Below are 24,294 nucleotides of genomic sequence, written 5' to 3'. Positions count from 1 at the left end.
CTATCACTGTCAGAAATCAGAGGGTCTCGACAAAATACGACGAGGCCGTGCATATTGTCACCTTACAATCTCGGGATTTACCTGAGTCAACTGTGGATCTTTCTATCGGGATTTTGCAGGTTACCCATTGACTCTTTGACCACAATGAGTTCAGCAACGATATTGTGTGCAACTTGTGTCTGTATGTCCGGTAGTGTTCAATCGCTTTCCACGATCGTTGGAGACACAACGTACCGAGTAAACCGACGGTATTCGACAGCGATAGCTCCGCAACATGCGTTTGAATATCTAGCGCCACCGCTGCTTCGGGTATCCGCTCACGCTCCACGAAATCCAAATCAATCCACACATCAGTATCGCTGAGACGAGCGATTTCTGCCATAGCCCAGCCAGAATTCTCCGTCTCACTTTTCACGCTTAATTAAACATGACCTCGCTGACAGCAGCAGTGACCGGTATATATTTATTATTACTGATGGAACCACGACCCGTATGTCTGGTGTCGCCGATGAAGTCAGAGAGCGTATCGAATCGGATGCGTACTGCGAAACCCTTGGTATCGATGTCGTTGAACTCGGCTCGGGGTACGCCCAGACTGAATTGACGATTACCGAGGACCTATTGAACTTTCATGAAACACCGCATGGCGGGGCGATCTACTCACTTGCTGATGCGGCGTTCGCCGCGGCGTCGAACTCTCATGGCGAGGCGGCAGTCGCACTGGAGACAAACATCTCGTATTTAGACGCCGTAGAAACCGGTGAAACGCTGTCTGCGGTCGCCGAGGAGACGCATCTCGCGGACAGCACCGCGGAGTACGAGGTAACGGTGACTGCGCAGGATGGCGAGCGCATCGCGACGTTTCGCGGACGAGTCTACCGGCCCTGACAGTCAGTCACGGTGGTCGTAGACGCGTTTTACTTTGCCGACCTGCGTTCGTTCGATGCTGCCGGGCGCGACGAGTTCGAGTTCGTCCGGGGTGAACGCGAGCACGTTCTCCAGCCGTTCGATGATCTCGTCTTCGAGTGCTTTGTCGCCCGGCCCTTGCTCCGCAGTCCGTTCGATGGTGAGTTCCAGGATGTCGAGGTTGTCCTCTCTGTAGAGATCAATCCGGTAGTGCGGGGCGACGCCGTCGATATCCAATACAGCGTGTTCGATTTCACTGGGATAGAGGTTCACGCCACGGACAATGAGGAGGTCGTCTGTCCGACCGGTGACGTTGTCCATCCGTACCATCGTCCGTCCACACGCACACTCGTCGTAGTTCAGCGTCGTCAGATCCCCAGTCCGGTATCGGAAGACCGGCAACGCTTCTTTGGTGAGTGTTGTGAGAACGAGTTCGCCCTCCTCGCCTTCCTCGACCGGCTCCTTCGTCTGTGGGTCGATGACTTCCGGGTAGAAGTGGTCTTCCCAGACGTGAAGCCCGTCCTGCGCTTCGTGACATTCACACGAGACGCCGGGACCGATGATCTCCGAGAGTCCGTAAACGTCGATGCCGTCGACGCCCAGCCGATCTTCGATTTCTGCCCGCATCGGATCGGTACACGGTTCCGCTCCGAAGATAATCGTCGAGATCGGCAGGTCGCTGGGGTCGTGGCCCATTTCCTCGGCCGTTTCGGCGAGGTACAGCGCATACGACGGGGTGCAGGTGAACACATCGCTCTCCAGGTCGGTCATCAACTCGACCTGTCGTTGGGTCTGGCCGCTCCCGATAGGGATAACTGTGGCCCCCAGCTCCTCGGCTCCGTCGTGGAGTCCCAGTCCGCCGGTGAACAGCCCGTATCCGTAGGCGTTCTGGACGGTGTTGCCCGGTTCGGTCCCGCTCGCAGCCAGCGAACGTGCAACGACTTCACTCCAGTTGTCGAGGTCGTCATCCGTGTAGGAGACGATTTTCGGCTTCCCGGTCGTCCCGGACGATGCGTGGATCCGGGCGACGTCCTCATCGTCTACGGCGAACAGGCCGTCGGGGTACTCGTCGCGGAAATCCTCTTTCGTCGTCATCGGCAGTTTCGTGATGTCGTCGATACTCTGGATGTCTTCGGGCGAGACACCCGCTTCGTCGAGCTTCTCCCGGTAAAAGGGGACGTTCTCGTAGGCGTGCGAAACAATCCCCTGTAATCGGTCGGTTTGCAACGCACGCAGCTCTGCGCGGTCGGCCGTCTCCAGTTGCTTGTACACCATCGTCAATGATAGAGTGGAATGATAATGATAAAATGGTTTGGGATTGACCACTCCGACCACCGGTCGTGCTTGCTGTGTGACTGTCGGAACGTGATGCAAAGCTATTTTTCAGTACCCTCAGAGTTCCATGTATGCGGGATGCGTATCTCATTGGTGCAGGACAAACGCCGTTTGGCTCGATGCCCGAAGAGAGCTACAGATCACTGTTCGACCACGCAGTCAGCGAAGCTATCGACAGTGTCGACCACGGCATCGATACGGATGCGATAGACGAAGCGGTCGTTGGCTCACTCGGCGTGGGCGGTCGACAACTCGGTCTCTCGGGACCGGCAGCAACTGAACACGCTGGGCTGCACGGCGTCCCCAGCGTGCGCGTCGAAAACGCCTGTGCCGCGTCCGGCTACGCCGTCCGACAGGCAGTGCAGGCGGTCAAAAGCGGGATGGCTGACGTGGCGCTGGCTGGCGGCGTCGAAGTCATGACAGACATGAGCAGCGATGTGACGAAGTACTGGCTCGGTGTCTCCGGCGAAACAGAGTGGGAACGGCTGACCGGGACGACGTTCTCCGGTGTCTACGCACAGATGGCAAGTGCGTATCTGCGGGAGTATGGAGCGAGTGAGGAGCACCTTTCAATGGTGGCAGTCAAGAACCACCGGAACGGCGCAAAGAACCCGAAGGCTCACTTGGGCTTCGAGTGTTCCCTCGAAGACGCCGTCGACGCTCCGGTTGTCGCAGACCCGCTGAACCTCTATCACTGTTGTCCGACCTCTGACGGCGCAGCGGTCGCGCTCGTCGCCAGTGAGGATGTCGTCGAGCAGTACACTGACGATCCGGTCCGGGTCGCTGGAGTCGGCGCAGCCAGCGACCGCGTTGGCCTCTTCCAGCGAGACAGCTACACCGCGATTTCCGCGTCGAAAAAGGCTGCTGACACAGCATACGACCGTGCCGGGGTTGGCCCTGACGACCTCGACTTCGCTGAGGTACACGACTGCTTCACGATCGCCGAACTGCTTGCATACGAGGACCTCGGGTTCTGTGACCGCGGCGAGGCACCGCAATTGCTCGAAGCGGGAACGACTGACGCTGATGGAGCGATGCCGGTCAATCTCTCCGGCGGGCTGAAATCGAAGGGCCACCCCATCGGCGCAACCGGTGCCGGACAGATCGTCGAGGCGTTCAAACAGCTCACCGGCAGCGCTGCCGACCGGCAGCTACCAGCCCCGAAGTACGGGCTGACTCACAACGTGGGTGGGAGCGGCGGCAGCGCTGTTGTCCATATCCTCGAACGGGAGGCTGCACGATGACTGCGTCGGGGCTCGCGGCCATCGGCGCGTACGCGCCTCGCCTGCGGATCGATGCCGCGGAGTTCGAAGCCGCGTGGGGTCGGTTCGATGCAGCGGGGATCGACGAGAAGGCGGTCCCCGACGCCGACGAGGACGCCGTCACGATGGGTGTCGAAGCGGCCCGCCGTGCGCTCACTGCGGCCGACGCGTCCGGTACGGATGTCGCGCATCTGGCCTTCGCGACGACGACACCGCCGATGGCCGAAGAAGACCTTGCGGCGCGCCTCTGCAGCATTCTCAACGTCCCGGAAGATGCCAAAACGCAGACGATGACCGGGTCTACGCACGCCGGTGCCCAGGCACTGGACGCAACCATGGATGGCGGGCCATTCGGGGAGGACATCGGCCTCGTCATCATCGGCGACTGTCCGCGGGGCGACCCTGACAGCGAGGTCGAACACGCCGCCGGTGCTGGGAGTGTCGCGCTCGTTGTCGACGATGACGGTCCTGGAACCGTACTTGAGCGGGCATCACACACGGAGGCGTACCCCGGAACGCGTTTCAGAACCGGCGGAGACGACCGGACGACCGGGCTGGGTGTTACGCAGTACGACCGCGACGCGTTCACGACCACGCTCGACAGTGCGGCGGACAGACTGGACGTGCCGATGGAGACAGTCGATGCGGCAGCGGTCCAGTCCCCGGACGGCAAGCTCCCGTATCGGGCGACAGGTGCGCTCGGGGTCGACGCCGGGACCATCGCCGCCGCGGACACAGTCAGTACGCTCGGGGACACCGGCGCGGCAAGCGCATTTCTCGGGGCGGCGACAGCGTTTGCAGACGACCCCGAACGCGTGTTGATCGCCGCGTACGGCAGCGGCGCGAGTGCGACGCTGTTCGTCGTTACTGGTCCCGTTCCGGTTGAAACCGCGCTGGACGGTACCGTCTCCCTGTCCTACGCCGAGTACCTCAGGCGGCGTGGCGAGATCACACGCGACGAACCCGAAGGTGGCGGAGCGTACGTTAGCGTCCCGTCCTGGCACCGGACGATTCCGCAACGCCATCGGCTCGTCGCCGGCCGGTGTTCCGCGTGTGGGGCGTTGAATTTTCCGCCGACCGGGGCCTGCACGGACTGTCACGAGCGCACCAGTGATTTTGAGGCTGTCGAACTACCCGGGACAGGGACGGTCGAGGCAGTGACGACTATCGAACAGGGCGGTGCGCCGCCCGAATTCGTCGCCCAGCAGTCCAAGAGCGGCCAGTTCGACAGTGCTATCGTCGCGCTCGATAGTCCATCGGGCGAGCAGACCGTAAGCGTCCCTGCACAGGTGCTTGACACAACAGCCGAAGTCACGATCGGCACACCTGTCGTGCTGACAACGCGGCGCATCTACACGCAGGAGGGCGTCATCAGATACGGCTTCAAAGCACAGGTCGCCAGTCAGCGCCGGTAGCCGCCGCTGTCAATCACGTTCGAACACAACCGCGACACCCTGACCGAAACCGACGCACATCGTCGCCAGTCCGTGGGTCGCGTTCCGCCGCCGCATCTCGTGCAGTAACGTTGTCGTGATTCGTGCCCCCGAACAGCCAAGCGGATGGCCGAGCGCGATAGCCCCACCGTTGACGTTGAGCCGTTCGGCCGGAATCCCCAGTTCGCGCTTGCAGTGGAGACTCTGCGCGGCAAACGCCTCGTTGAGTTCCACGAGATCGATATCGCCGATTGTCAGGCCGGCGTCGTCCAGTGCAGCACGCGTTGCCGGAATCGGTCCCCGCCCCATTACCAGCGGATCGACACCAGCGACAGACCGCGTCTCGATCCGGCCGAGGACATCGAGATCATGTTGGTCTGCGTACGCCGCCGAAGTGACAAGCATTCCAGCGGCCCCGTCGGTCAGCGGCGATGCGTTTCCCGGCGTGACCGTCGCCGCCTCGTCGTCTCGGAACACCGTTGGGAGTTCGCTCAACTGCTCGACTGACGTATCTGCCCGTGGCGTTTTGTCGGTCTCTATCGTTGTCTCGTCGGTGTGGACTGGCACGGTCTCTGCATCGAACCGCCCGCTTTCCATGGCAGCGACCGCACGGTCGTGTGACCGCAGCGCGAACTCGTCTTGGGCGTTACGGCTGATATCGTGGTCCCGTGCGATAGTTTCGGCTGTCTGCCCCATCGGCAGCCTGTCAGAGTCGTACCGCTGTTCGATAGCGGGATGCAGCCAGTCGGAAAAAGGGACAGTACTCATGTGTTCGACACCGGCGACCGGATACACCGCACCATCGCCCGCCTCGATGGCGCGAGCGGCGTCGACGAGCGTCGTCAACGAAGAGCCACACAGGCGGGTCGTTGTCGCCCCGGGTACGGTCTCGGGAAACCCGCCGGCGAGTATCGACTGCCGGGCAAGGTTCCGTCCCTGCTCCTCCTCCTGGTTTGCACACCCGAGCCGGAAGTCGTCCCACTCGACGGCCGGGACACCGGTCCGGTCAACGAGTGCAGTAAGCACGGTGGAGACGAGGTCTTCGGGATGTGTCCCAGCCAATGCGCCATCCTTCGGTGTCTGTGGCGTTCGTACGGCGTCGACAACAACGGCTTGCGAGTCGGAAGCAGTCATCCTCACCGACTCCTATCGTGGCCGCTGTATTAAATGCAGGCCACACTGGGGTGAGACGGTAGCGTTTAGTTTAGAGCGTTGTGCCAGCGAGCGAAACTCTGGGGCCAGTTTTCGGTTCGACGTGGCTGAAACAGTTCGAAAACGACGCGGTTCGTCGCTTGAGCTCTCGAAAGATCCGCTTGACAGCGTTCCGATTTCTGTGGCGACACATCTGAAATCGGAGCCCTGCTCGTTGAAGTGCAGTTTGGAGATATTGAGAGCCATACACGACTCTTTGAAAGCCCGAAAATATTTAATACTAACAAAAAACAAACATATATGGGATGTCGGAGAATTTTGCTTATCGCTATTGTCCTTAGTCTGCCATTGTCGGGATGCATGTTATCAAATAATGAGCAAACAACAGCAACACCGATATCAACTGATAGCCAAGTATCTCTAACCTCCGATGTACAACTAAATATAAGTGAAGCAAAGGAGCGTGCGCTAGAGGCTGAAACAAGCTATGTGTCCACTCGTCTCAAAAATGCCAGTTGCCTTGACAGTTGGGACATTGGATCGTTTACTGCCGGTCCAGATGCAACAGTAATAAATCAAACAAATCGAGGTGTCGTTATCAAAGCTAGACGGCCGTATTCCTGGGAAAAGGGCAAATCAGTTTATGACGCTGAGCACTATGCCCGCTATCTCGTAACCAAAACAGAACTTAAAAGATTATCCGGAGATACCATTGAGCCTTGTTGATTTCTCTTCCTGTTGCCGTCGTGATTCTGGAATAGTTGTCGAATATCGTCGAATTACTTCACATACTGGGTGTCCAGCGAACTCGAAAGCCGTCCACGACTGGGTTCAGAAGGCCGATCTACAGTCAGACTCGGGTAAGTCATCGACTCAGATCGCGCTTGACGAAACAGTGGTTCGTATACCGATCAGCAATTCTGGCTGTACGCCGTCCTCAGAATGGCTCTGCCATTCTGATGGGCTGCACAAGAGCTGTGCTCTTGTGAACGCCGCCTATCCCCAGTCGAACGAACCGCTTCATGTCCGGCAATTTACGACGACTTCGACCACCCTCACAGAAACTTTCCCGCGCGAACTTCGGCACAAACTCGATGTCGAAACTGCTGTCTTTCTTGCCGATGGCGTTCAATACTCCAAACTACCACTCGACGAGTTAGACTTCGATTTCAGATGTGTCGCCACGGCAATCGAAACGCTGCCGAACAGGCTTTTCAGGATCTAAAGCGTCAAACGTCGTCGTAGTCACACTGTTTTAGTCACGTAGACCCGGAACCCTGGAAAAACCGATTGCAGAGCTTCGCCTGATGGTACAGTGCTACTAACTAAACCCTACTGGTGAGACGCAAGCAACGTTTTTATCCTTCGCTACTGTGCTGAGAAATGATGCACGTAGCTATCCTAGGCGCCGGTACCATGGGCCACGGTATCGCTCAGGTGTCGGCAATGGCCGGCCACGACGTTTCTCTCCGCGATATCGAGGCGGATATCGTCGATGACGGCTTGGCCGCCATCGAGTCGAATCTCGAAGAGGGTATCGCCCGGGAGAAAGTGACCGAATCCACGGCCAAGGCAACCCTGGACCGCCTGACTGGAACAACATCGCTGGAGGCGGCTGTGACCGGGGCAGACCTCGTCGTGGAAGCAGTCCCCGAAGACATGGCGATCAAACACGAAACGCTCACCGAGGTCGAATCCCACGTCGACCCGGCGACGCTTATCGCTTCAAACACCTCCTCGCTGTCACTGACTGAGATAGCGAGCGTCCTCGACTATCCCGAACGGGCTATCGGCCTTCACTTCTTCAACCCGGTTCACATCATGGCACTCGTCGAGATCGTCGTCGCGGAACAGACGAGTGCTGAGACCGTTTCGCGCGCCCGCGAGTTCGTGAATGGAATCGACAAGACACCGATCGAGGTGGCCGATGCACCGGGCTTTGCTTCCTCCCGCCTCGGCGTCTCGCTGGGTGTCGAAGCGATGCGGATGGTGCAAGAAGGCGTTGCGACACCGCAGGACATCGACACCGCAATGGAACTCGGCTACAATCATCCGATGGGACCGATCGAACTCGGTGACGTCGTCGGTCTCGACGTCCGACTCGATATCCTCGAATATCTGCGTGCGGAACTCGGTGAACGGTTCCGTCCGCCACAGATCCTGAAACGGAAGGTCCGAGCCGGAAAACTCGGCAAGAAATCCGGCGAGGGGTTCTACGTCTGGGAGGACGGTGACATCGTTGGCACCAGCGGCGACTGGGGGAACGCATGACGGACCTCGCTGACGCCGCGGCGGACTGTGAAACGGTTTCGGTGAGCGTCGGGGATCGCGTGGAGAACGTCGCCACCGTCGAATTACACCGCCCAGAGGCCCGGAACGCGCTCAACACCCAGTTGCGGTCGGAGTTCAAGCAGGTCTTCGACGCAATCCCGGACAGCGACGTTCGCGCCATCGTGTTGACTGGCGCGGCAGACACCGGCGCATTCGTTGCGGGTGCGGACGTGACGGAACTCCGCGACCGGGATATGCTAGAGCAACGGGAGGCAAGCAAGCGACCTCGCGTCTACGAGTACGTCGACGAGTGCCCGATGCCGGTCATCGCCCGTATCAACGGGCACGCCCTCGGCGGCGGCTGTGAGCTGATTCAGGCGGCTGATATCCGGATCGCGCATACGGATGCGAAGTTCGGACAGCCGGAAATCAACCTCGGCATCATGCCCGGTGGTGGCGGAACACAGCGACTGCCGCGTCTGGTCGGTGAGGGCCACGCGATGCGGCTTATCCTGACTGGCGAACTCATCGACGCGACGGAGGCCGCCGATATCGGCCTCGTCGACGAGGTCCACGACGACGACTCCTTCGATGAGCGGGTCTACGACATCGCGTCGTCGATTGCAGAAAAAAGCCCAGCGGCGCTCGAACTCGCGAAGAAAGCCGTCCGCGCCAGCTCCCGAATGGACCTCGAAGCCGGCATCGAGTACGAAGCCGAACTGTTCGCACAACTGTTCGCCACTGGCGACAAGGATGAAGGGATCGACGCGTTCCTCGAAGACAGAGAGCCGGAGTGGACCAGCGAGTGAGCGCGCCCCGATCCCAGAACGAGGTACCCAGTTTGGCTGCTACCACGCACAGAGAAGAACAGTCCAAAAACAGCCAGTTGCCCCGCTAGAACTACGCTGGTGGCCTCATGGATGGGCCATATTGATCCCGATTTCGTTGACCACGCCCAGTAGCAGCGTCGGCAGTTCGTCTCTGAGGATGGGGCCTTCAAGCCGGCTTGCCGGGCCGGAGACACTGATCGCCCCGATGGCAACGTCGTTTTCGTCCGTAATTGGGGCCCCGACTGCATGCAGCCCCTCCACAGACTCCTGAAAGTTGAACGCGTAGCCGCGGTCACGTATCGCCTCGATTTCCTCCCAGAGTTCGTCCCTATCGGTGATCGTCTGTGGCGTCCGGCCGGGTAGGCCATGCCTGTCGATGGTCTCTGTGATCTGACTATCCGGAAGGTGTGCGAGTATGGCCTTCCCCGCGGCGTGCTGGTGGAGATAATTCCGATGGCCGACCCTGGCGTACGTCTGTACCGAGTGTTTGCCCTGTGCGCCGTAGATGTGGACGCTCCGGCCGTGTTCTTCAACTGCACACCAGATCTTCTCCTCGGTCTCCTCCGCGAGTTCGTCGACTCTCGGCTTCGCCTCGTCGTAGAGCCGGTATTTGTTCCGTGCCACTTCGCCGTAGTCCAGAAAGCGGATCCCGAGCTGATACTCGTTGCCGTCCTCGACGAGGAGACTGTTGGCCGCGAGCGTCTTCATGTACCTGTGCGTCGTACTCTTCGCACAGTTGAGGTGGTCTGTCATCTCTGACACTGTGGCCGTGTCGTTCTCCTTGAGATACTCCATGATCTCGATTGCTCTCTCGATTGTTCCGACCGGCCTGTTGACAGCGGGCGGGATTGCCATACGTACACACATGATCAATCGGCTTACAAGTGTTTTGTTCGAGTAGCTTGAATCAGGAGTGGCCCTGTCAGATCGGTAGGTAAAAGCCAACCCGTGACGATACCGGGAACGCATGACAAAAATCGTCGATTTGCTCGTCCGGAGAGATGGCTACACTCACGAGGAGTTCGCCGACCGATGGCAAGGCGATCACTCGGAACTGGCGAAGGATCTGCCGGGACTGCAACGCTACGTGACGTCTGTGCCGACAGACCCGGAGCGTGCAGCGTACGACGGCGTGCTTGAGCTGTATTTCGAGGACATGGACGCACTCAGCGACGCGTTTGACTCAGACCTTGCCGAGACAGTTCAGGCCGACGCGGCTGAGTTTATCGACCTGGAGGCTGGCCCCCGAGTTATTGTCGAGGAAACGGTCCAACTCGACGAAAGAGACGACCGATAGCGTCGCTCCTGTTGTTCCCTCTCAACCAGTCTCCTGAGATCGAATCGCTGCAGATATCAGCCATCGAGTCGGCTGCCATCGACGTAGAGCTTCCCGGCAGGCGGCCGATCAGCGTCGTAGCTGTCGTGATACTCGAACAGTTGAAAGAGCGCTCCGGTCGGGTTTGCTGGTGGCACAAACGCCTCAGTCCAGTCCTGATACTCGCGGTACTCGACGACGCTGTATCCGTTGCGCTCCAGTACTGTTTTCACCGCGTCGACAGCAGCTACTTCGAGCGTGACGTGGTGTAGGCCCGGACCGTGGTCCTCGAGATATGACGTGAGGAACGTGTCCGGTGCCTCCGGTGCGATGAGTTCCAGCCGTGACGCGTTCCGATCGAAATCGTACTGCGCCCAGCGAAACCGCCCCTCGATGGATTCTTCGATGAGTTTCCGACAACCGAGTGCAAACAGAAACGGCTCAGCGTTGTCGATGTCCTCGACTGCGATTCCGATGTGATCGACACGGATCGGCGTCTCCTGAGACATGGCGAGGACTGTGTTAGGCTCCCAATTATATGCTTGGGTCGGACAGTATGTATTGATCTCAACGGGGCGCTATCTTTCCCGTCATCGCACAGGTTCCCGCGCTACCCGACTACTAACGAATGTGAACAGACACACTCGGCTCCCTCTGAAATGTTCCCAAATATTTATTAAATATCCAGACTGTCAACTACGGGATGCCAGCACAGCACCAGCAGTCATGGCAGCACCTCTCGCGACGATCGCTTCTGAAGACAGGCGCAGCGGTTACCGGCATGACCGGTATCGGAGCCGTGGAGACGGAGTTAGCGTACGCACAGGAAGATGACGCGACGGTCACGATACGACGAGACGACTACGGCGTCCCACACATCTACGCCCGCGACGCTGACAGCCGTGCCCCGGTGTTCTATGGGTTCGGATACGCAACTGCGGCCGACCGGCTCTACCAGCTAGAACTGTACCGGCGATACTATCACGGGACTGTCGCGGCGGTTCTCGGTTCAGGTGACGGGGACACCGATTGGGTACAGTTCGATATCGAGGCGCGGCGCAACACCGCCGGCGAGCCGTCTCTCGACGAGCAGGCTGCTGAACAGTTGACGTCGGATCAGCGAGCGGTCCTGCAGGCGTTTACCGACGGCATCAACCGGTACATTACCGAAGTTCGTGACAGCGAGGAACTGGAATTCCATCAGGCGTTTCAGGAGCACGGGTTCGAGCCCGAGGAGTTTACCACGACGGACGCCGCCGGGATGTTCGTCGCCAGTATGGCGTATTTCAGTGGCTTCCAGCTGGAGACGCTCGGTGCGACTGTTCTCGACGCACTCACGCAGGAAACCGGTAGCGAACAGCGGGCGAGGGAGCTATTCGAGGATCTACAGTGGGGCAACGATCCCGGCTGCCCGACCTCGACGGTCCAGCCGTCAGATGCCTATTCCCCTCCCTATACTGACGTAGGCGCAGGGTCGACACCCAACGCGGCTGGGGGCGAGCAGACAGACAGGGCAACGCGCGGGGCCAGCGGTCCGTCTGTGACACCGAGCAACTTGGTAACTGGCGGGGACTATACACCGCCAACTGACGCTGAAGGGATGCACGAAGGCGAAATAGAGCGGATGCGGACGCTTGCGTCCGGACTCGACAGCCTCGGCCTCCCGATCAAGTACGGCAGCAACGCTCTTGCTGTTCAGGGGGATATCACGGCTAGTGGCGATGCGCTACTGATGGGCGGGCCACAGATGGGGTTCAACACGCCCTCGATAATGTACGAGGCGAGCCTACATGGGTCGGATTTCGATGTCGCTGGCGTCACCGTCACCGGGTATCCGTTCATCATGTTCGGACACAATCGCAACGGGGCGATGACCTCGACTGCCGGAATCGACAACTGCATCCAGATGTTCACGGAGTCGATCACGACCAATTCGTCGGGACCGGACACGTACACCTTCCAGGGCGAGGAGTACGAGGTCGAAACGGCCGAGCAGACAATCACCGTCGCCGATGGCGAGGACGTGACGTACACTGAACGGTTCACACGCCACGGCGTTGTGACCCAGTGGGACTCCGACAACGGGGAAGCACTGGCGCAGACGAAGTCATACGCCGGCCGGCATATGAACTGTTGGCGGGCCTTCTACGAGTGTCAGTTCGCGACGGACGCCGAGGAGTTCCGGGAGTCAGCACAACGCTGTGACTATGCGTTGAACTTCATGTGGGCCGACAAGGACGGTGACATCGCGTATGTGCATCTGGGTCGGTACCCGGATAGCGAAGCAGTCGACTGGGACACTCGGTTGCCAGCCGATGGAACACAATACGAACTCACGTCGGCGGACTACCTACGTGCGGCTGACGGTGATGTCCCCTACGCGATCAATCCCGCCCCGGGGTACTCGGCACAGTGGAACAACAAACCCGCACCGGACTGGAACAACGGTGACCTGAGCTATTCGTGGTCGACCGACCACCGCGTGCAACGGATCATCAATCTGGTCGAACAGCGGTTAGCACAGGAGGGAACAGTCGATTACGAGTTCCTGAAGACTGTTATCTACGACATCTCCTTTACTGACTTGCGTTCGATTCGGTACAAAGACCATTTGCTTGACGCGCTTGCGGATGCAGATCTCTCCGATACCGAACAGCAAGCACGCGACGAACTGGCCTCGTGGGACCACTTCGCACAGGCCGACGGCGAAGACAACGAGGGACGCCACTCCGCCGGGTATACGATCTGGGATGCGACGTTCCCGTACATTCTGGAGGAGGTTTTCAGCGAGACGTTCGGGAGCGCCTACGGCCCGGCATCGTACTTCCTTGGCTACGACTACGGTCGCGGCACCCTGATGAGGGTCCTCAATCCGGCGGAGACAGCACTGGCAACGCAGGCCGAGTATGCCGATGGAGATGTCACGAACGCGCTGGTCAGCGCGTTCCAAACCGCCGTGAACGAACTCGCCGAGCAATACGACGGTGACCCGGCAAGCTGGCGGCGTGAGGCGGCCCTGCACGAGTTCGATAACCTCGCGCTGTTCGGGATGCCTATCGGCGTCACGTCCGCTGGGAACACGGCGCTGCTGAACCGCGGGACTGAGAATCACGTCGTCCGGCTCAGCGACGACCCGCAGGCAGAGAACATCCTTCCGCCCGGAAACGACGGCTACGTCGCCCCAGATGACACTACCGGCGAACATTACGACGATCAGCTGGCGATGTTCGAGAACTTCGAGTACAAACAGCTGTTGTTCGCTGACGCCGCAATTGAGTCCGCAACGACTGAAACCCGTGAGTTGACGATGCCAGCAAGCCCGGCTGACGGTGGCACCGATGACACGCCGACGAGTGAGGGCACTGAGACAGACGAAAGTACTGTTGTTGGCGGAGCGATAACTCCTGTTGAGACAGGGGGCACGGACACAGCGACGGAGACGAATACTGGGACTGCCGCCAGTGGCCCCGGCTTCACGACACTCACTGGGACGACCGCCGTACTCGGGACTGCGCTGGCGTGGCTGTACAGACAGAACGACACCACCAGCTAGCCACCACTACGGTGGGAACCAGGAGCCACGAGAGGCGGTAATACAGCTATTGTCCCCCTCGAACAGCGCGATACGCGCCGACAGGGGCAAGGCTTTAATATGATTTGCTTAACAATAGATAATGAACCTATGTCGAGCGAAGGTACCTCACCAGACAGTAGTGTGGGAATCGACCGTTCACGGAGACAGTTCATCGCCGCCGCCGGCGCGGTCGGCGTGCTTGGCCTCGCCGGCTGTCAGGGCGGGTCCACAGGAGGCGAGGAGGCAGTGACTGTTGCGAGCCTGAATCCAATGACTGGCCCGTACAGCTCTCTTGGACCGGGCCAGCGAACTGGGGCTGAGCTCGCTGTAGCGGAAATAAACAACAACGACGACTACGACTTCGAGTTCGAGCTGGTGACGGGCGACACAGAAACCGAAGCTGGGGCCGCACAGTCTGAGGCACAGCGCGTCGTTCAGGAGGAGGGTGCCGAGTTCGTGTTCGGTGCGATTTCCAGTTCCGTTGCGCTCGGGCTGAACGACTTTGCCGCTCAATCTGAGCACATCTACTTCCCCGGCGGTGCGGCGGTTCCGATCACCGGGTCTGCCTGCAACGAATGGGTGTTCCGCTTTGAGACGAATACGGCACAGATTGCCGAGGCGATATCGGCGTATTCAGTCAACAATTTGGGGAACAACGTCTGGTTCCATTACGCGGACTACGCGTACGGCGACTCGGTATACAACCGAACAAGCAGGCGCATGGAGAACACTAGCGACGACTACACCGAGGTTGGGACATCAACGTCGGAGTTGGGTGCAAGCAACTACGGCTCGTTCATTACGCAGATCAGCAATTCCGAGGCTGACGTGGTCATGCTGGGGATGACTGGTGGTGATCTGGTGAACTTCACTAACCAGGCTGCAGACCAGGGTCTCACCGACCAGATGGCTGTTGTCGGCCCGACCCAGACGTTCCAGAGCGTCCGTGCCGGGACCGGGTCGAACAGCGTTGGTACATTCGGTGGCGCTCGGTACGACCCCTCGATCGAAACCGGGGACAATCAGGCATTCGTCGAGGCCTACGCCAGCGAGAACGACAGGGACCCCGGCAACTTCGCACGCGTCGGCTACGACTCGATGCGGCTGATGGCCAAGGGAATGAACGAAGCCGGAAGCACCGAACCGGGGGATGTCCGGGACGCACTCGAAGGTGGGACGTTCACGACAGTACTGGGGGACATCACGCTTCGAGAGAGCGACCATCAAGCCACGAATCCGACGTGGATGGCTGAACTCGTTGAAGGCGGTAGTGATTCAGCGGATGTCGAACTCCTTGAGCAGGTCCCAGGTTCGGAGACGCTGCCACCGGCCAGTGACCTCGGCTGTGAGATGTAGGTAGTACGATGGTTGCTGCCGACTTCATCGAACAACTGCTGAATGGCCTCACCCTGGGGATGGTTTACGTCCTGCTAGCCGCCGGACTGTCGGTCATCTTCGGCGTGATGGACGTGATCAACTTCTCCCATGGCGAGCTGTTCGCACTCGGTGCGTATTTCTCTCTGAGCATCATTGCGCCGTTCGGTGCAGGGACTGGGTTCTGGATCGCGATAGTGGTTGCACCGGTTGCCGTCGGTCTCATCGGTGCCGCTATCGAGCGAACGACTGTCCGGCCACTGTATGGCCGAGACCCGCTGTATCATATTCTCCTGACGTTCGGACTCGTGCTCGTGACCAACGACGTGATCCGTCTTATCTGGGGGACACAGCAACGACAGCTAGCCGTCCCGGAGTATCTGAGCCAGCCTGTGTCTATACTGGGCGTGCAGGTGTCCGTGTACAATTATTTCATGATCGTCTTCGCCGCGTTGCTCGCGGTAGTGACGTGGTACCTGCTGAACCGGACGAAGTACGGGATGATCATCCGTGCCGGGTCACAGGACCGTGAGATGGTCCGCAACGTCGGTATCGATATCGACCAGTACTACACGCTGGTCTTCGGTGTCGGTGCGGCGCTCGCTGCCGTCGCCGGGATTGTCCTCGGCGGCTACCAGAACGTGAACACTGGCATGGGGAACAGCGTCATCATTCCAGCATTCGTTGTCGTCGTCCTCGGTGGCCTCGGTAGCTTCAGAGGGGCCGTCTTTGGTGGGTTACTCGTCGGTGTCGTCCAGACGCTGATGCGGGCCTACAGTGGGAGCGTTCTGGCCACGTTCGGTGACACAACGCTGACTGTCCCCAATCTGGAAGGCCTGACCGTGTACCTGCTTATGATTGCGGTGTTGCTGGTGAAACCGCAGGGATTGTTCGGAACGCGGGGTGAAGAGTCGGACGGCGAAGGCGAGATTCTCGTCGGCGGGTACGGCGGGGTACTGGCAGACAGCACACGGGTACGGCTCGGTGGTATCGCCGTTGTCGCGCTCGCGCTTGCCCCGATCGCGATTCTGTTCATGGGGGATCAGTACTACCTCGTCGTCCTCAACGAGATACTCATCTGGGCTATCTTCGCACTGAGTCTGGATATCGTGATGGGATACGCCGGGCTGGTCCCGCTCGGCCACACGATGTTCTACGGTGTCGGTGCATACACTGCTGCGCTCATCATGTTGCACTACTCGCAGTCGGTTTTTATCGTGTTACTCGGGGCGATTCTCATCTGTGCTGTCTTGGCCTGGGTCGTCGGCAGCCTCTCGATTCGGGTCTCCGGCGTGTACTTCGCCATGATCACGCTGGCGTTCGCGGAGCTGCTCTACAGTGCTGTGTTCAAGTTCGACTTTACCGGCGGGAGCGACGGCCTGCTCGGCTTCGAGGCGCTCCTCGGACTCGGTACTGTCGGGGAGTCGCTTTCGAATATCGAGTTCGGGCTTCTCGGCTACGAACTCGGACAGCAGTTCGTGTTCTACTATCTCGCCCTGCTCATTGCCGTCCTGTCGTTCCTGTTCGCTCGGCGCATGATGAACGCGCCCTTTGGCAGTGTCCTGCAGTCGATTCGGGAAAGCGAAGAGCGAGCGGAGTTCATCGGGTACGACGTCAACAGGTACAAGCGCCGAGCGTTCGTCATCAGCGGCGGCATGGCTGGACTGGCCGGCGGCCTCCTCGCCGTCAGTCCGTCGACTGTCATCATTTCACCGGACCAGACACTCAACTGGATCCACTCAGGCGAGGTCATCGTCATTGCGCTGTTCGGTGGGATGGGCACACTGTACGGTCCCATGATCGGCTCCGGCGTCTTCTTCGGGGCCGAGGAATTCCTCTCGTCGTACACCGACCAGTGGCGGCTTATCATCGGGACGATGTTTATACTGTTCGTGCTATTCGTCCCACGCGGTATCGTATCGATTCCGTCCCTCGTCGCACAGCGACTGGAGACGGCCAACAACGCGGATGGTGCCGTAGATATGGATGAGCCGGATGTGAGAAGCGATGACTGAGACTGTACTCGAAACGGACGGACTGACGAAGCGGTTCGGCAAACTCACTGCTGTTGACGACGTGTCGCTGTCGGTTGCGGATGGTGAGTTCAGGAGTGTTATCGGGCCAAACGGGGCCGGGAAGACAACGACGTTTAATCTCATCACTGGCGCACTATCGCCGTCAGAAGGCGCCGTGCGGTTCAAGGGTGAGGATATTACTAACGTCGCGCCACACGAACGGGTCGGCCGCGGACTGGGACGGTCGTTCCAGATTACGAACGTCTTCGGCGGTCTCACCGTTCGAGAAAACGTGCGTCTGGCAGCACAGTCGGTCTACAGTGACGAAATCAACCCCGGCGAAGCGCTGTTTCGCGACAAGAACGGCTTCGATGAGATTGCGGAGCAAACCCGGACAGTGCTGGAACAGATCGGCCTCCGAGACAGGGCCGACGAGCACGCGGAGGCCCTGGCGTACGGCGACCAGCGCCGACTCGAACTGGGTCTCGTGCTGGCGACAGACCCCGCCCTCGTCATGCTTGACGAACCGACCGCCGGAATGAGTAGCGAGGAAACACAGGCCACAATGAATCTTATTGATGAGGTCCTCTCAGACCGGTCGCTGATGCTCATTGAACACGATATCGACCTCGTGATGCGTGTCTCGGACCGGATTACCGTCCTTACTCGCGGCGAGGAACTCGCAAGCGGGACGCCCGAAGAGATCGCAAATAATGAAGACGTCCGCGATGCGTACCTCGGTGGTGTCCGAGAATGACCGACTCACTACTCTCTCTCGAAGGTGTCCGGGCCGGGTACGGGATGACCGAGGTGCTACAGGGCGTCTCGATGGATGTCGAACGTGGAAGCGTTGTGTCGCTGGTCGGGCGAAACGGCGTCGGCAAGACAACGACGCTCCGCTCAATTGTCGGCAACATTACCCCGACTGGAGGGACAATAACGTTCAACGGCGCGGACATCACGACACTCAACTCCGAAGCGACGATCCGACGCGGCATCGGGTTCGTTCCCGAAGAACGTCGGATCTTCCCCGAGCTGACTGTCCGAGAGAACATCAGAATGGGTGAGATCGGCGCTGAGTCCCCCGACGGTCCGTCAGTCGACGACGTGCTGGATATGTTTGAGAACCTCGCAGAGCGAGAACACAAGGACGGGTCAGTCCTTTCGGGTGGCGAACAGCAGATGCTCGCGGTCGGCCGTGCACTGACTGCCGACCCGGATCTGCTGTTGCTTGACGAACCGACCGAAGGGCTCGCACCATACGTGGTCCGGCAGATCGAGGACCTCATCCTCGAACTGAACGAGCAGGGGATCACAGTGCTGGTCGTCGAGCAGAACATTCCGGTCGCACTGGCGGTCTCAGAGTACACGTACATCCTCGAAAAAGGTGAGATCGTCCATCAGGGGACTGCGGTGGAGATCCAGAACAACGAGGAAGTACTCGACAGACACCTCGGCGTCGGTGTCACTGACTGACTATGGCGACAATCGGTAGACAACGACCAGATCCCGGTCACTGGGCCGTATAGCGCAACGCCCCGTTCGAGACGGGGTTTACCGACGATAATTCGAGCTCTAAGCACCGAGCGGTATCGACAGTCTGAATGTGAACACATCACACGGTTCGTTCTATTCTATTGAATTGGCTCCCATCGTGTCACAGCGTTATTCGGAGGGAATCGAGTGGTCTCACAGGTGTCTTTGCCCAGATCAACGGTGTTCAAGTCAGTAGAACTACTGATACGAGAGATTCACCTGTAGCTCGCCGGAGATTCCACGGATGAGGTCGGTCAGTTCGTTCTCGATGCGGTCCGAGTCTAACCGGTTCGCTGGTCCCGAGACACTGATGGCACCGTACGTGTTGCCGGCGTTGTCTACTAGCGGAGCACCGACGCCGGCTACGCCTTCGAGGAACTGGTCAATGCCGTAGGCGACGCCGCGGTCCTGAATCTCGTCGAGTTCTGCTTCGAGTTCCTGCCGATCCCGACCGTCGGGGAGGGGGTAGTCGTAGCTTCCGAGGATTGTTTCCCGCCGGTGTTTCGGCAACACTGAGAGGATTGCCATGCCACCAGCGAGCCTGTACAGTTCGGTGTACTGGCCGATCTGTGAATTTGTCTGAATCGCCCGACTGCCGAGCGCTTTGGCCAGAAAGACCGCTTTTCCGTTCTCTTCGACGATCCACCACGCTTTTTCATCAGTTTCGTCGGCTATCTCGTTCAGTTTCGGGGCGACCTCTTGGTACATTTCCTGTCGCTCGCGGACTTTCATCCCAATATCCAGAAACCGTAAGCTCAGCCGATACGCCTTGTTCTGATCTTGGACGACGTAGCCTCGGCTCTGAAGTGTTGAGAGATGAACGTGGACTGTGCTCTTGGGCATCTCCACCCGCTCTGCCAGCTCAGTGACGCCGAGTGCCTGTTCCGTTTTCAGTGCTTCAATAATATCCAGCACCCTTCCGGCGGACTCTATCGGGCCTTGTCCTGTCATACGCGTATATTTGGCTACCTGTTTATAAAATTATTCAACAAGATTGAACTCTATGTCCGGGGGCTGTGATCGCTGGTGTATTCTCAGTGGCGTGGCGGCGACTGCACCATGATATACCTACCCAAAACTCGGCAATCCGGTAACCCTGCGAAATTCCGTCTGTTCCGTTTGCGTCCCCATTGACCACGGTATGTCCCTCAAAAACGGAGTAAGGCGGCATCATGCCGGTGTTCTGGTTCCGGCCAATGCAAATCTCGGATTCTGACACTTTCTCGATCATTACCCTGTTCAATCTGATTGAACTAGGTCCCAGCATACGAAATGCAAGTAAAACCGTGACGCGGATAGCAGTCTTACCAGGACCAATCCTGTCACGATCTCCCCGTCTGTTTCGATTTGCCCTGTTCGGACTCAGCACTCTCCTCGTGAACCACCTCTAATAATGCCTCGATACTGGTCTTCACTCCAACGCCGATACTATCACTTACAACCGGACACTCTCAGACTGATTCCAACTCGAATAACAGCCGTACGCATGTTATTCTGTGGACGTCCCGTTGAGGTATGCGGGCTCTAGATCTGCAGTGTAACCATCCAACCGACAGTGAGGATTGTTCACAGGTGTTGAATCTCAGTCAGGGTTGCATCTGTCTCTCCGCTACTCTCGGCCGTCTAGTGAACAGTGTAGATCAGTCGACCACCCCGATAATATCTGTACGCCTGTTATCTGACGGTCCCGGAGATGTCGTATTACGAAACAGAGCGCTGTTGCGGTCCTGATGCCTCACAACGATAATGGTTCACCTAGCAAGCCGCTCCGCCTTGTTAGCTACTCCTGGTGGTTGCGTGAATAAATTTCATATTGCGACACGAATTCCCGAACTCCCTCGCAGAGAGGGAATATTGAATACTGGGCAAGCAGGTATCAGATCATAGCATCAGCAGTTCTGCTCTCAGAGAACTGTTACAATGGGTCGGTTCCGAGCCGCCTTCTCCCAGTTTCCTTCTCGGCTGTTACTACCACTGGGCACCCTTCTCGGTTATTCTCAATACACGTGCTATCGAGCGGGGCGGAATCAGAAAAAATCAGGCTGCAACCGGACTCTCTTCGTCGATTTCCGTTTCGTTGTTTTTGATTGCCGTACCGGAGTCCGCATCAAAGAGATGGATGGCATCCTCTGGGAACCGCAATCCGACCGTGACGCCGTTCCCGAGGTTCGACCCATCCTCGACGGTAACCGTGTACTGCTGCCCGTCGATAGTCACGTACACATGAAACAGGTCTCCAAGTGGTTCGACGACATCGACGGTCGCCGTAACTGTCTGCTCCGGGCCTGTCGCGGTGCTGAGCTGAATATCTTCGGGCCGGACACCGAGGATGACCTCCTCGTACCCGTCGAGTTGAGCGGCGGTTTCAGCGGACAGCGCGTAGGTAAACTCCCGATGCACTAGCGATCCGTCCTCGACAGCGGCAGGTATGAAGTTCATCGAGGGCGACCCGATGAATCCGGCGACAAACCGATTGGCTGGACGGTGATAACACTCAAGCGGCGTTCCAACCTGCTGTAACACGCCGTCGTCCAGAATAGCGATACGGTCTCCCATCGTCATTGCCTCCGTCTGGTCGTGGGTAACGTAAATCGTTGTCACGTCAAGTTCGTTCTGGAGGCTCTTTAGCTCGGTCCGCATTTTGGTCCGGAGTTTGGCATCCAGATTGCTTAGCGGTTCGTCCATCAAGAACACTGCCGGGTCCCGAACGATTGCTCTTCCGAGCGCCACTCGCTGTTGCTGGCCGCCAGATAGCTCCTTTGGCGGATCATCAAGCAGGTCCTCGATGCCCATCATCTCGGCTGTCTCGGTTACACGTTGCTCAATTGTCTCCGTATCCAGATCTGTCGTCATCTTCAAGCCAAACGACATATTCTCCTTTGCGGTCATATGTGGATAGAGCGCGTAATTCTGAAACACCATCGCGATATCGCGATCCCGGGGCTCGGTGCCAATAACGGACTCGTCTCCGATCAAAATATCGCCTTCAGTCACCGTCTCAAGCCCGGCAACCATCCGCAAGGTTGTCGATTTTCCACAGCCGGATGGGCCGACCAGTACTAGAAACTCGCCGTCGTTCAGCGACATGTCCACCGTATCGACAGCGACAACCTCGTCGCTCCCGTCGGAGAACGTCTTGACAAGGTTATCGAGCGCTAACTGTGCCATGCAATACCCGTTATTGCTTCACAGAGATATATAATAGTTTGTGTTCCTGATTATAGATGGGAACCTTTCATATACCTGGAGCGGATTTGAGTTCGTATACAGGACTAGCGGTAGTGAAAAGAGTACAACTATGGTTCCATTCACAACAGAGTCAGAGTCGGTGTATCGTCAGTTGGGTGTCACGCCGGTCATCAATGCAGCGGGAACGAAAACGCGGATCGGTGGCAGCCTTATTCGAGAGGAAGCCGCAGACGCCATGCGCGCTGCTGCCGACGAATTCGTTCAGTTGAGTGATCTAGAAGCGAAGGCGTCCGAACAGATCGCTGAAATCGCTGGGGCGGAAGCCGGATACGTTTCGCCGGGTGCTGAAGCCGGTCTGTTGTTGGCCGCAGCTGCCGCGATCGCGGGGGACGACCCGAAAACTATGTCGGAGTTGCCCCATCCGACAGACGCACCAACCGACATTGTGATGCCCCGGACTCACCGAACGGGGTACGACCACGCATTGCGGGCGGCTGGCGCAAACATCGTCGATGTCGGAACAAACGATTACCACCTCGGAACCGGTGCAACAAACGTTGAACCCTGGGAAATCGAAAGCGCCATCGACGAAAACACTGCTGGGGTTGCGTACATCCAGAAAACATACACGCAGCCCGAACTCTCTACTGTCTCGGAAATTGCACACCGACACGATGTACCCGTGATTGTCGACGCTGCCGCCGAAGTTCCGCCCATTGAAAACCTCTCTCGTTTCGTCGAGCAGGGAGCGGACATAGTGGTGTTCAGCGGTGGCAAAGGAATCCGCGGTCCACAGACGACGGGTCTCATCGCCGGCAAACGTCGGTATATCCGTTCAATCGCCGTCCAACATCAAGATATGCACGTCGATCGCCGGGTCTGGAACCCACCCAGTTCGCTTATCGACACGGAACGATTCGATGGAGTCCCCAGACAGGGTATCGGCCGGTCGCTCAAGGTTGGTAAGGAGGAACTTGTCGGCCTCATTCGCGCGCTGGAACTATTCATCGAGGAGGATCAGGAAGCGCTTGTTGCCGAGTGGGAGAATCTCGCCCAGAGCATGGCGAGCCAGCTTGAGTCAGCGGGCGTGGCGACCACAGTTGTCGCTGGCGGTGAGCAGAGTGTGGCACCTCACGTTATTGTGGACATCCCCAACTCTCAATCCACCCCCTCGGCAGCGACGCTGGTCTCAGAGCTTCAGCGGGAGGACCCCCGCGTGTATGTCGGTGAGGATCGTATCGACGGGGGAGAGATTGTTCTCAACCCAATGTGCCTTGATGAAGACGGTGCTGCGTACGTCGTCGACCGCCTGCTCACACATCTGTGACGAAGAAAAAATATAAATAATAACTTACAATACCATAGCATAGTATGAATGTCCTCGTAGTAGTTGCCCACCCAGACGACGCAGATGTCTTCTGTGGCGGTACGATAGCAAAGCACGCTGAACGTGGTGACGAGGTCAGTATCGTCCACATGACTCGGGGAGAATACGGCGGGCTGCGAACGGACTCACAGGAAGCGGTCGGGCGAGTCCGCGAACAGGAGGCTCGCGCCTCGGGAGCAGTATTAGGCGCGTCAGAAGTCGCTTTTCTCGAGTTCAAAGACGGGCGGATCACTTACTCCCTAGAGCACCGTGTCGAGATGGTTGATGTAATCCGGGAGTACGACCCGGACATCATCCTCACGCATTACAAAGACGATCTGCATCCAGACCACCGGGCGACCTCACGGTTAGTTACGGACGCCTACTACATGGCGTCGCTCCCCCTCGTTGAGACGGATTTCGAACCCTGCGATCCGGATAACATCTACTACTTCGGCAAGCCGACATCGGAGTTTACCCCCTCCATGTTCATCGATATCGATGGGTATCTGGAACAAAAGGTCACAGCAATCAAGAAACACGAGTCACAGGTGGAGTTCCTCGTCGAGCACGGGGGCATCGATGCCGAGTTCGACAATCTCATCGACGGACTTCGCGCCGAGAATCTCGTGTTCGGGAAACAGGCTGGTGCCCGCAGCGCAGAGGGGTTCGTCCCGCTCCACGAATCTGCACAGGAATTCCTCGGATAGCCTCTCGGGCACTTCACGAGCGCTGT

The 24,294-nt window shown here is 58.5% G+C and carries 20 protein-coding genes and 3 pseudogenes; 15 read left to right on the top strand and 8 right to left on the bottom strand.

Features of this window, described 5'->3' with window-relative positions; all coding sequences use genetic code 11:
- Nucleotides 1–190: 190 nt before the first annotated feature.
- A pseudogene (locus tag C443_RS22280) lies at nt 191–382 on the bottom strand (IS6 family transposase); the annotation flags it as partial.
- 110 nt (nt 383–492) lie between these two features.
- Between C443_RS22280 and paaI the strand changes: the two are divergent.
- Entirely contained in the window at nt 493–888 is a 396-nt protein-coding gene (gene paaI, locus C443_RS20060; RefSeq protein ID WP_005538746.1) for a hydroxyphenylacetyl-CoA thioesterase PaaI, read from the top strand.
- A gap of 3 nt (nt 889–891) precedes the next feature.
- Here the strand turns inward: paaI and paaK are convergent, their stop codons facing one another.
- Entirely contained in the window at nt 892–2,181 is a 1,290-nt protein-coding gene (paaK, locus tag C443_RS20055) for a phenylacetate--CoA ligase PaaK (RefSeq protein ID WP_005538745.1), read from the bottom strand.
- 131 nt (nt 2,182–2,312) lie between these two features.
- Here paaK and C443_RS20050 point away from each other — a divergent pair, with 131 nt between their 5' ends.
- Complete coding sequence (locus C443_RS20050) at nt 2,313–3,485, top strand: thiolase domain-containing protein (RefSeq protein WP_005538742.1); 1,173 nt, start codon at nt 2,313–2,315, stop codon at nt 3,483–3,485.
- Entirely contained in the window at nt 3,482–4,918 is a 1,437-nt protein-coding gene (locus C443_RS20045) for a zinc ribbon domain-containing protein (RefSeq protein ID WP_005538741.1), read from the top strand. The genes C443_RS20050 and C443_RS20045 overlap by 4 nt, the downstream gene beginning before the upstream one ends.
- 9 nt (nt 4,919–4,927) lie before the next feature.
- Here C443_RS20045 and C443_RS20040 read toward each other — a convergent pair whose 3' ends face one another.
- Nucleotides 4,928–6,070, bottom strand: a complete 1,143-nt coding sequence (locus C443_RS20040) for a thiolase family protein (RefSeq protein WP_005538740.1) — start codon at nt 6,068–6,070, stop codon at nt 4,928–4,930.
- A gap of 65 nt (nt 6,071–6,135) precedes the next feature.
- Nucleotides 6,136–6,341: pseudogene (locus tag C443_RS21345) on the bottom strand (IS6 family transposase); the annotation flags it as partial.
- On the opposite strand from C443_RS21345, the gene C443_RS21880 reads away from it, so the two are divergent.
- The 4 genes and pseudogenes from C443_RS21880 to C443_RS20025 all read left to right on the top strand — a co-directional run bounded on the left by C443_RS21880 (nt 6,308) and on the right by C443_RS20025 (nt 9,168).
- On the top strand, nt 6,308–6,814 hold the full coding sequence (locus tag C443_RS21880; RefSeq protein WP_167321085.1) for a hypothetical protein: 507 nt from the start codon (nt 6,308–6,310) through the stop codon (nt 6,812–6,814). The pseudogene C443_RS21345 and the gene C443_RS21880 overlap by 34 nt on opposite strands.
- Nucleotides 6,815–6,849: 35 nt before the next feature.
- Nucleotides 6,850–7,396, top strand: a pseudogene (locus C443_RS22275) (hypothetical protein); the annotation flags it as partial.
- A 78-nt stretch (nt 7,397–7,474) separates the two neighbouring features.
- A complete protein-coding gene (locus C443_RS20030) occupies nt 7,475–8,359 on the top strand; it encodes a 3-hydroxyacyl-CoA dehydrogenase family protein (RefSeq protein WP_005538738.1) in 885 nt (294 codons plus the stop codon).
- Nucleotides 8,356–9,168: an enoyl-CoA hydratase/isomerase family protein gene (locus tag C443_RS20025; RefSeq protein WP_005538737.1), complete on the top strand. Its 813-nt coding sequence runs from the start codon at nt 8,356–8,358 to the stop codon at nt 9,166–9,168. The genes C443_RS20030 and C443_RS20025 overlap by 4 nt, the downstream gene beginning before the upstream one ends.
- 105 nt (nt 9,169–9,273) lie before the next feature.
- On the opposite strand, the gene C443_RS20020 is transcribed toward C443_RS20025, so the two are convergent.
- Nucleotides 9,274–10,044: an IclR family transcriptional regulator gene (locus tag C443_RS20020; RefSeq protein WP_005538735.1), complete on the bottom strand. Its 771-nt coding sequence runs from the start codon at nt 10,042–10,044 to the stop codon at nt 9,274–9,276.
- A 112-nt stretch (nt 10,045–10,156) separates the two neighbouring features.
- On the opposite strand from C443_RS20020, the gene C443_RS20015 reads away from it, so the two are divergent.
- Entirely contained in the window at nt 10,157–10,486 is a 330-nt protein-coding gene (locus C443_RS20015) for an EthD domain-containing protein (RefSeq protein WP_005538733.1), read from the top strand.
- Nucleotides 10,487–10,542: 56 nt separating this feature from the next.
- On the opposite strand, the gene C443_RS20010 is transcribed toward C443_RS20015, so the two are convergent.
- Nucleotides 10,543–11,013, bottom strand: a complete 471-nt coding sequence (locus C443_RS20010) for a VOC family protein (protein WP_005538732.1) — start codon at nt 11,011–11,013, stop codon at nt 10,543–10,545.
- 194 nt (nt 11,014–11,207) lie between these two features.
- Here C443_RS20010 and C443_RS20005 point away from each other — a divergent pair, with 194 nt between their 5' ends.
- From C443_RS20005 to C443_RS19985, 5 genes are all read left to right on the top strand, one after another.
- Nucleotides 11,208–14,057 carry a penicillin acylase family protein gene (locus tag C443_RS20005; RefSeq protein ID WP_049944164.1) on the top strand — a complete coding sequence of 950 codons (2,850 nt, stop codon included), beginning with the start codon at nt 11,208–11,210 and terminating at the stop codon, nt 14,055–14,057.
- A gap of 129 nt (nt 14,058–14,186) precedes the next feature.
- A complete protein-coding gene (locus tag C443_RS20000; protein WP_049944163.1) occupies nt 14,187–15,434 on the top strand; it encodes an ABC transporter substrate-binding protein in 1,248 nt (415 codons plus the stop codon).
- 8 nt (nt 15,435–15,442) lie between these two features.
- Nucleotides 15,443–17,467, top strand: a complete 2,025-nt coding sequence (locus tag C443_RS19995) for an ABC transporter permease (protein WP_005538726.1) — start codon at nt 15,443–15,445, stop codon at nt 17,465–17,467.
- Entirely contained in the window at nt 17,460–18,224 is a 765-nt protein-coding gene (locus C443_RS19990; RefSeq protein WP_005538724.1) for an ABC transporter ATP-binding protein, read from the top strand. Before C443_RS19995 ends, C443_RS19990 begins: the two co-directional genes overlap by 8 nt.
- Nucleotides 18,221–18,943, top strand: a complete 723-nt coding sequence (locus tag C443_RS19985; RefSeq protein ID WP_005538723.1) for an ABC transporter ATP-binding protein — start codon at nt 18,221–18,223, stop codon at nt 18,941–18,943. Before C443_RS19990 ends, C443_RS19985 begins: the two co-directional genes overlap by 4 nt.
- A 258-nt stretch (nt 18,944–19,201) precedes the next feature.
- Here C443_RS19985 and C443_RS19980 read toward each other — a convergent pair whose 3' ends face one another.
- The gene (locus tag C443_RS19980; protein WP_049944162.1) at nt 19,202–19,954 is read right to left on the bottom strand and encodes an IclR family transcriptional regulator; all 753 of its coding nucleotides are present in this window, start codon (nt 19,952–19,954) and stop codon (nt 19,202–19,204) included.
- A gap of 1,086 nt (nt 19,955–21,040) precedes the next feature.
- A complete protein-coding gene (locus tag C443_RS19975; protein WP_005538719.1) occupies nt 21,041–22,171 on the bottom strand; it encodes an ABC transporter ATP-binding protein in 1,131 nt (376 codons plus the stop codon).
- A gap of 130 nt (nt 22,172–22,301) precedes the next feature.
- Between C443_RS19975 and C443_RS19970 the strand changes: the two genes are divergently transcribed.
- Both C443_RS19970 and C443_RS19965 read left to right on the top strand, forming a co-directional pair.
- The gene (locus C443_RS19970; protein WP_005538717.1) at nt 22,302–23,519 is read left to right on the top strand and encodes an aminotransferase class V-fold PLP-dependent enzyme; all 1,218 of its coding nucleotides are present in this window, start codon (nt 22,302–22,304) and stop codon (nt 23,517–23,519) included.
- Between the two features lie 44 nt (nt 23,520–23,563).
- Nucleotides 23,564–24,268: a PIG-L deacetylase family protein gene (locus C443_RS19965; RefSeq protein WP_005538715.1), complete on the top strand. Its 705-nt coding sequence runs from the start codon at nt 23,564–23,566 to the stop codon at nt 24,266–24,268.
- Nucleotides 24,269–24,294 lie beyond the last annotated feature (26 nt).

It is taken from the genome of Haloarcula argentinensis DSM 12282 (assembly GCA_000336895.1).
GTDB lineage: Archaea > Halobacteriota > Halobacteria > Halobacteriales > Haloarculaceae > Haloarcula > Haloarcula argentinensis.
This window is presented reverse-complemented; position numbering and strand designations above follow the sequence as displayed.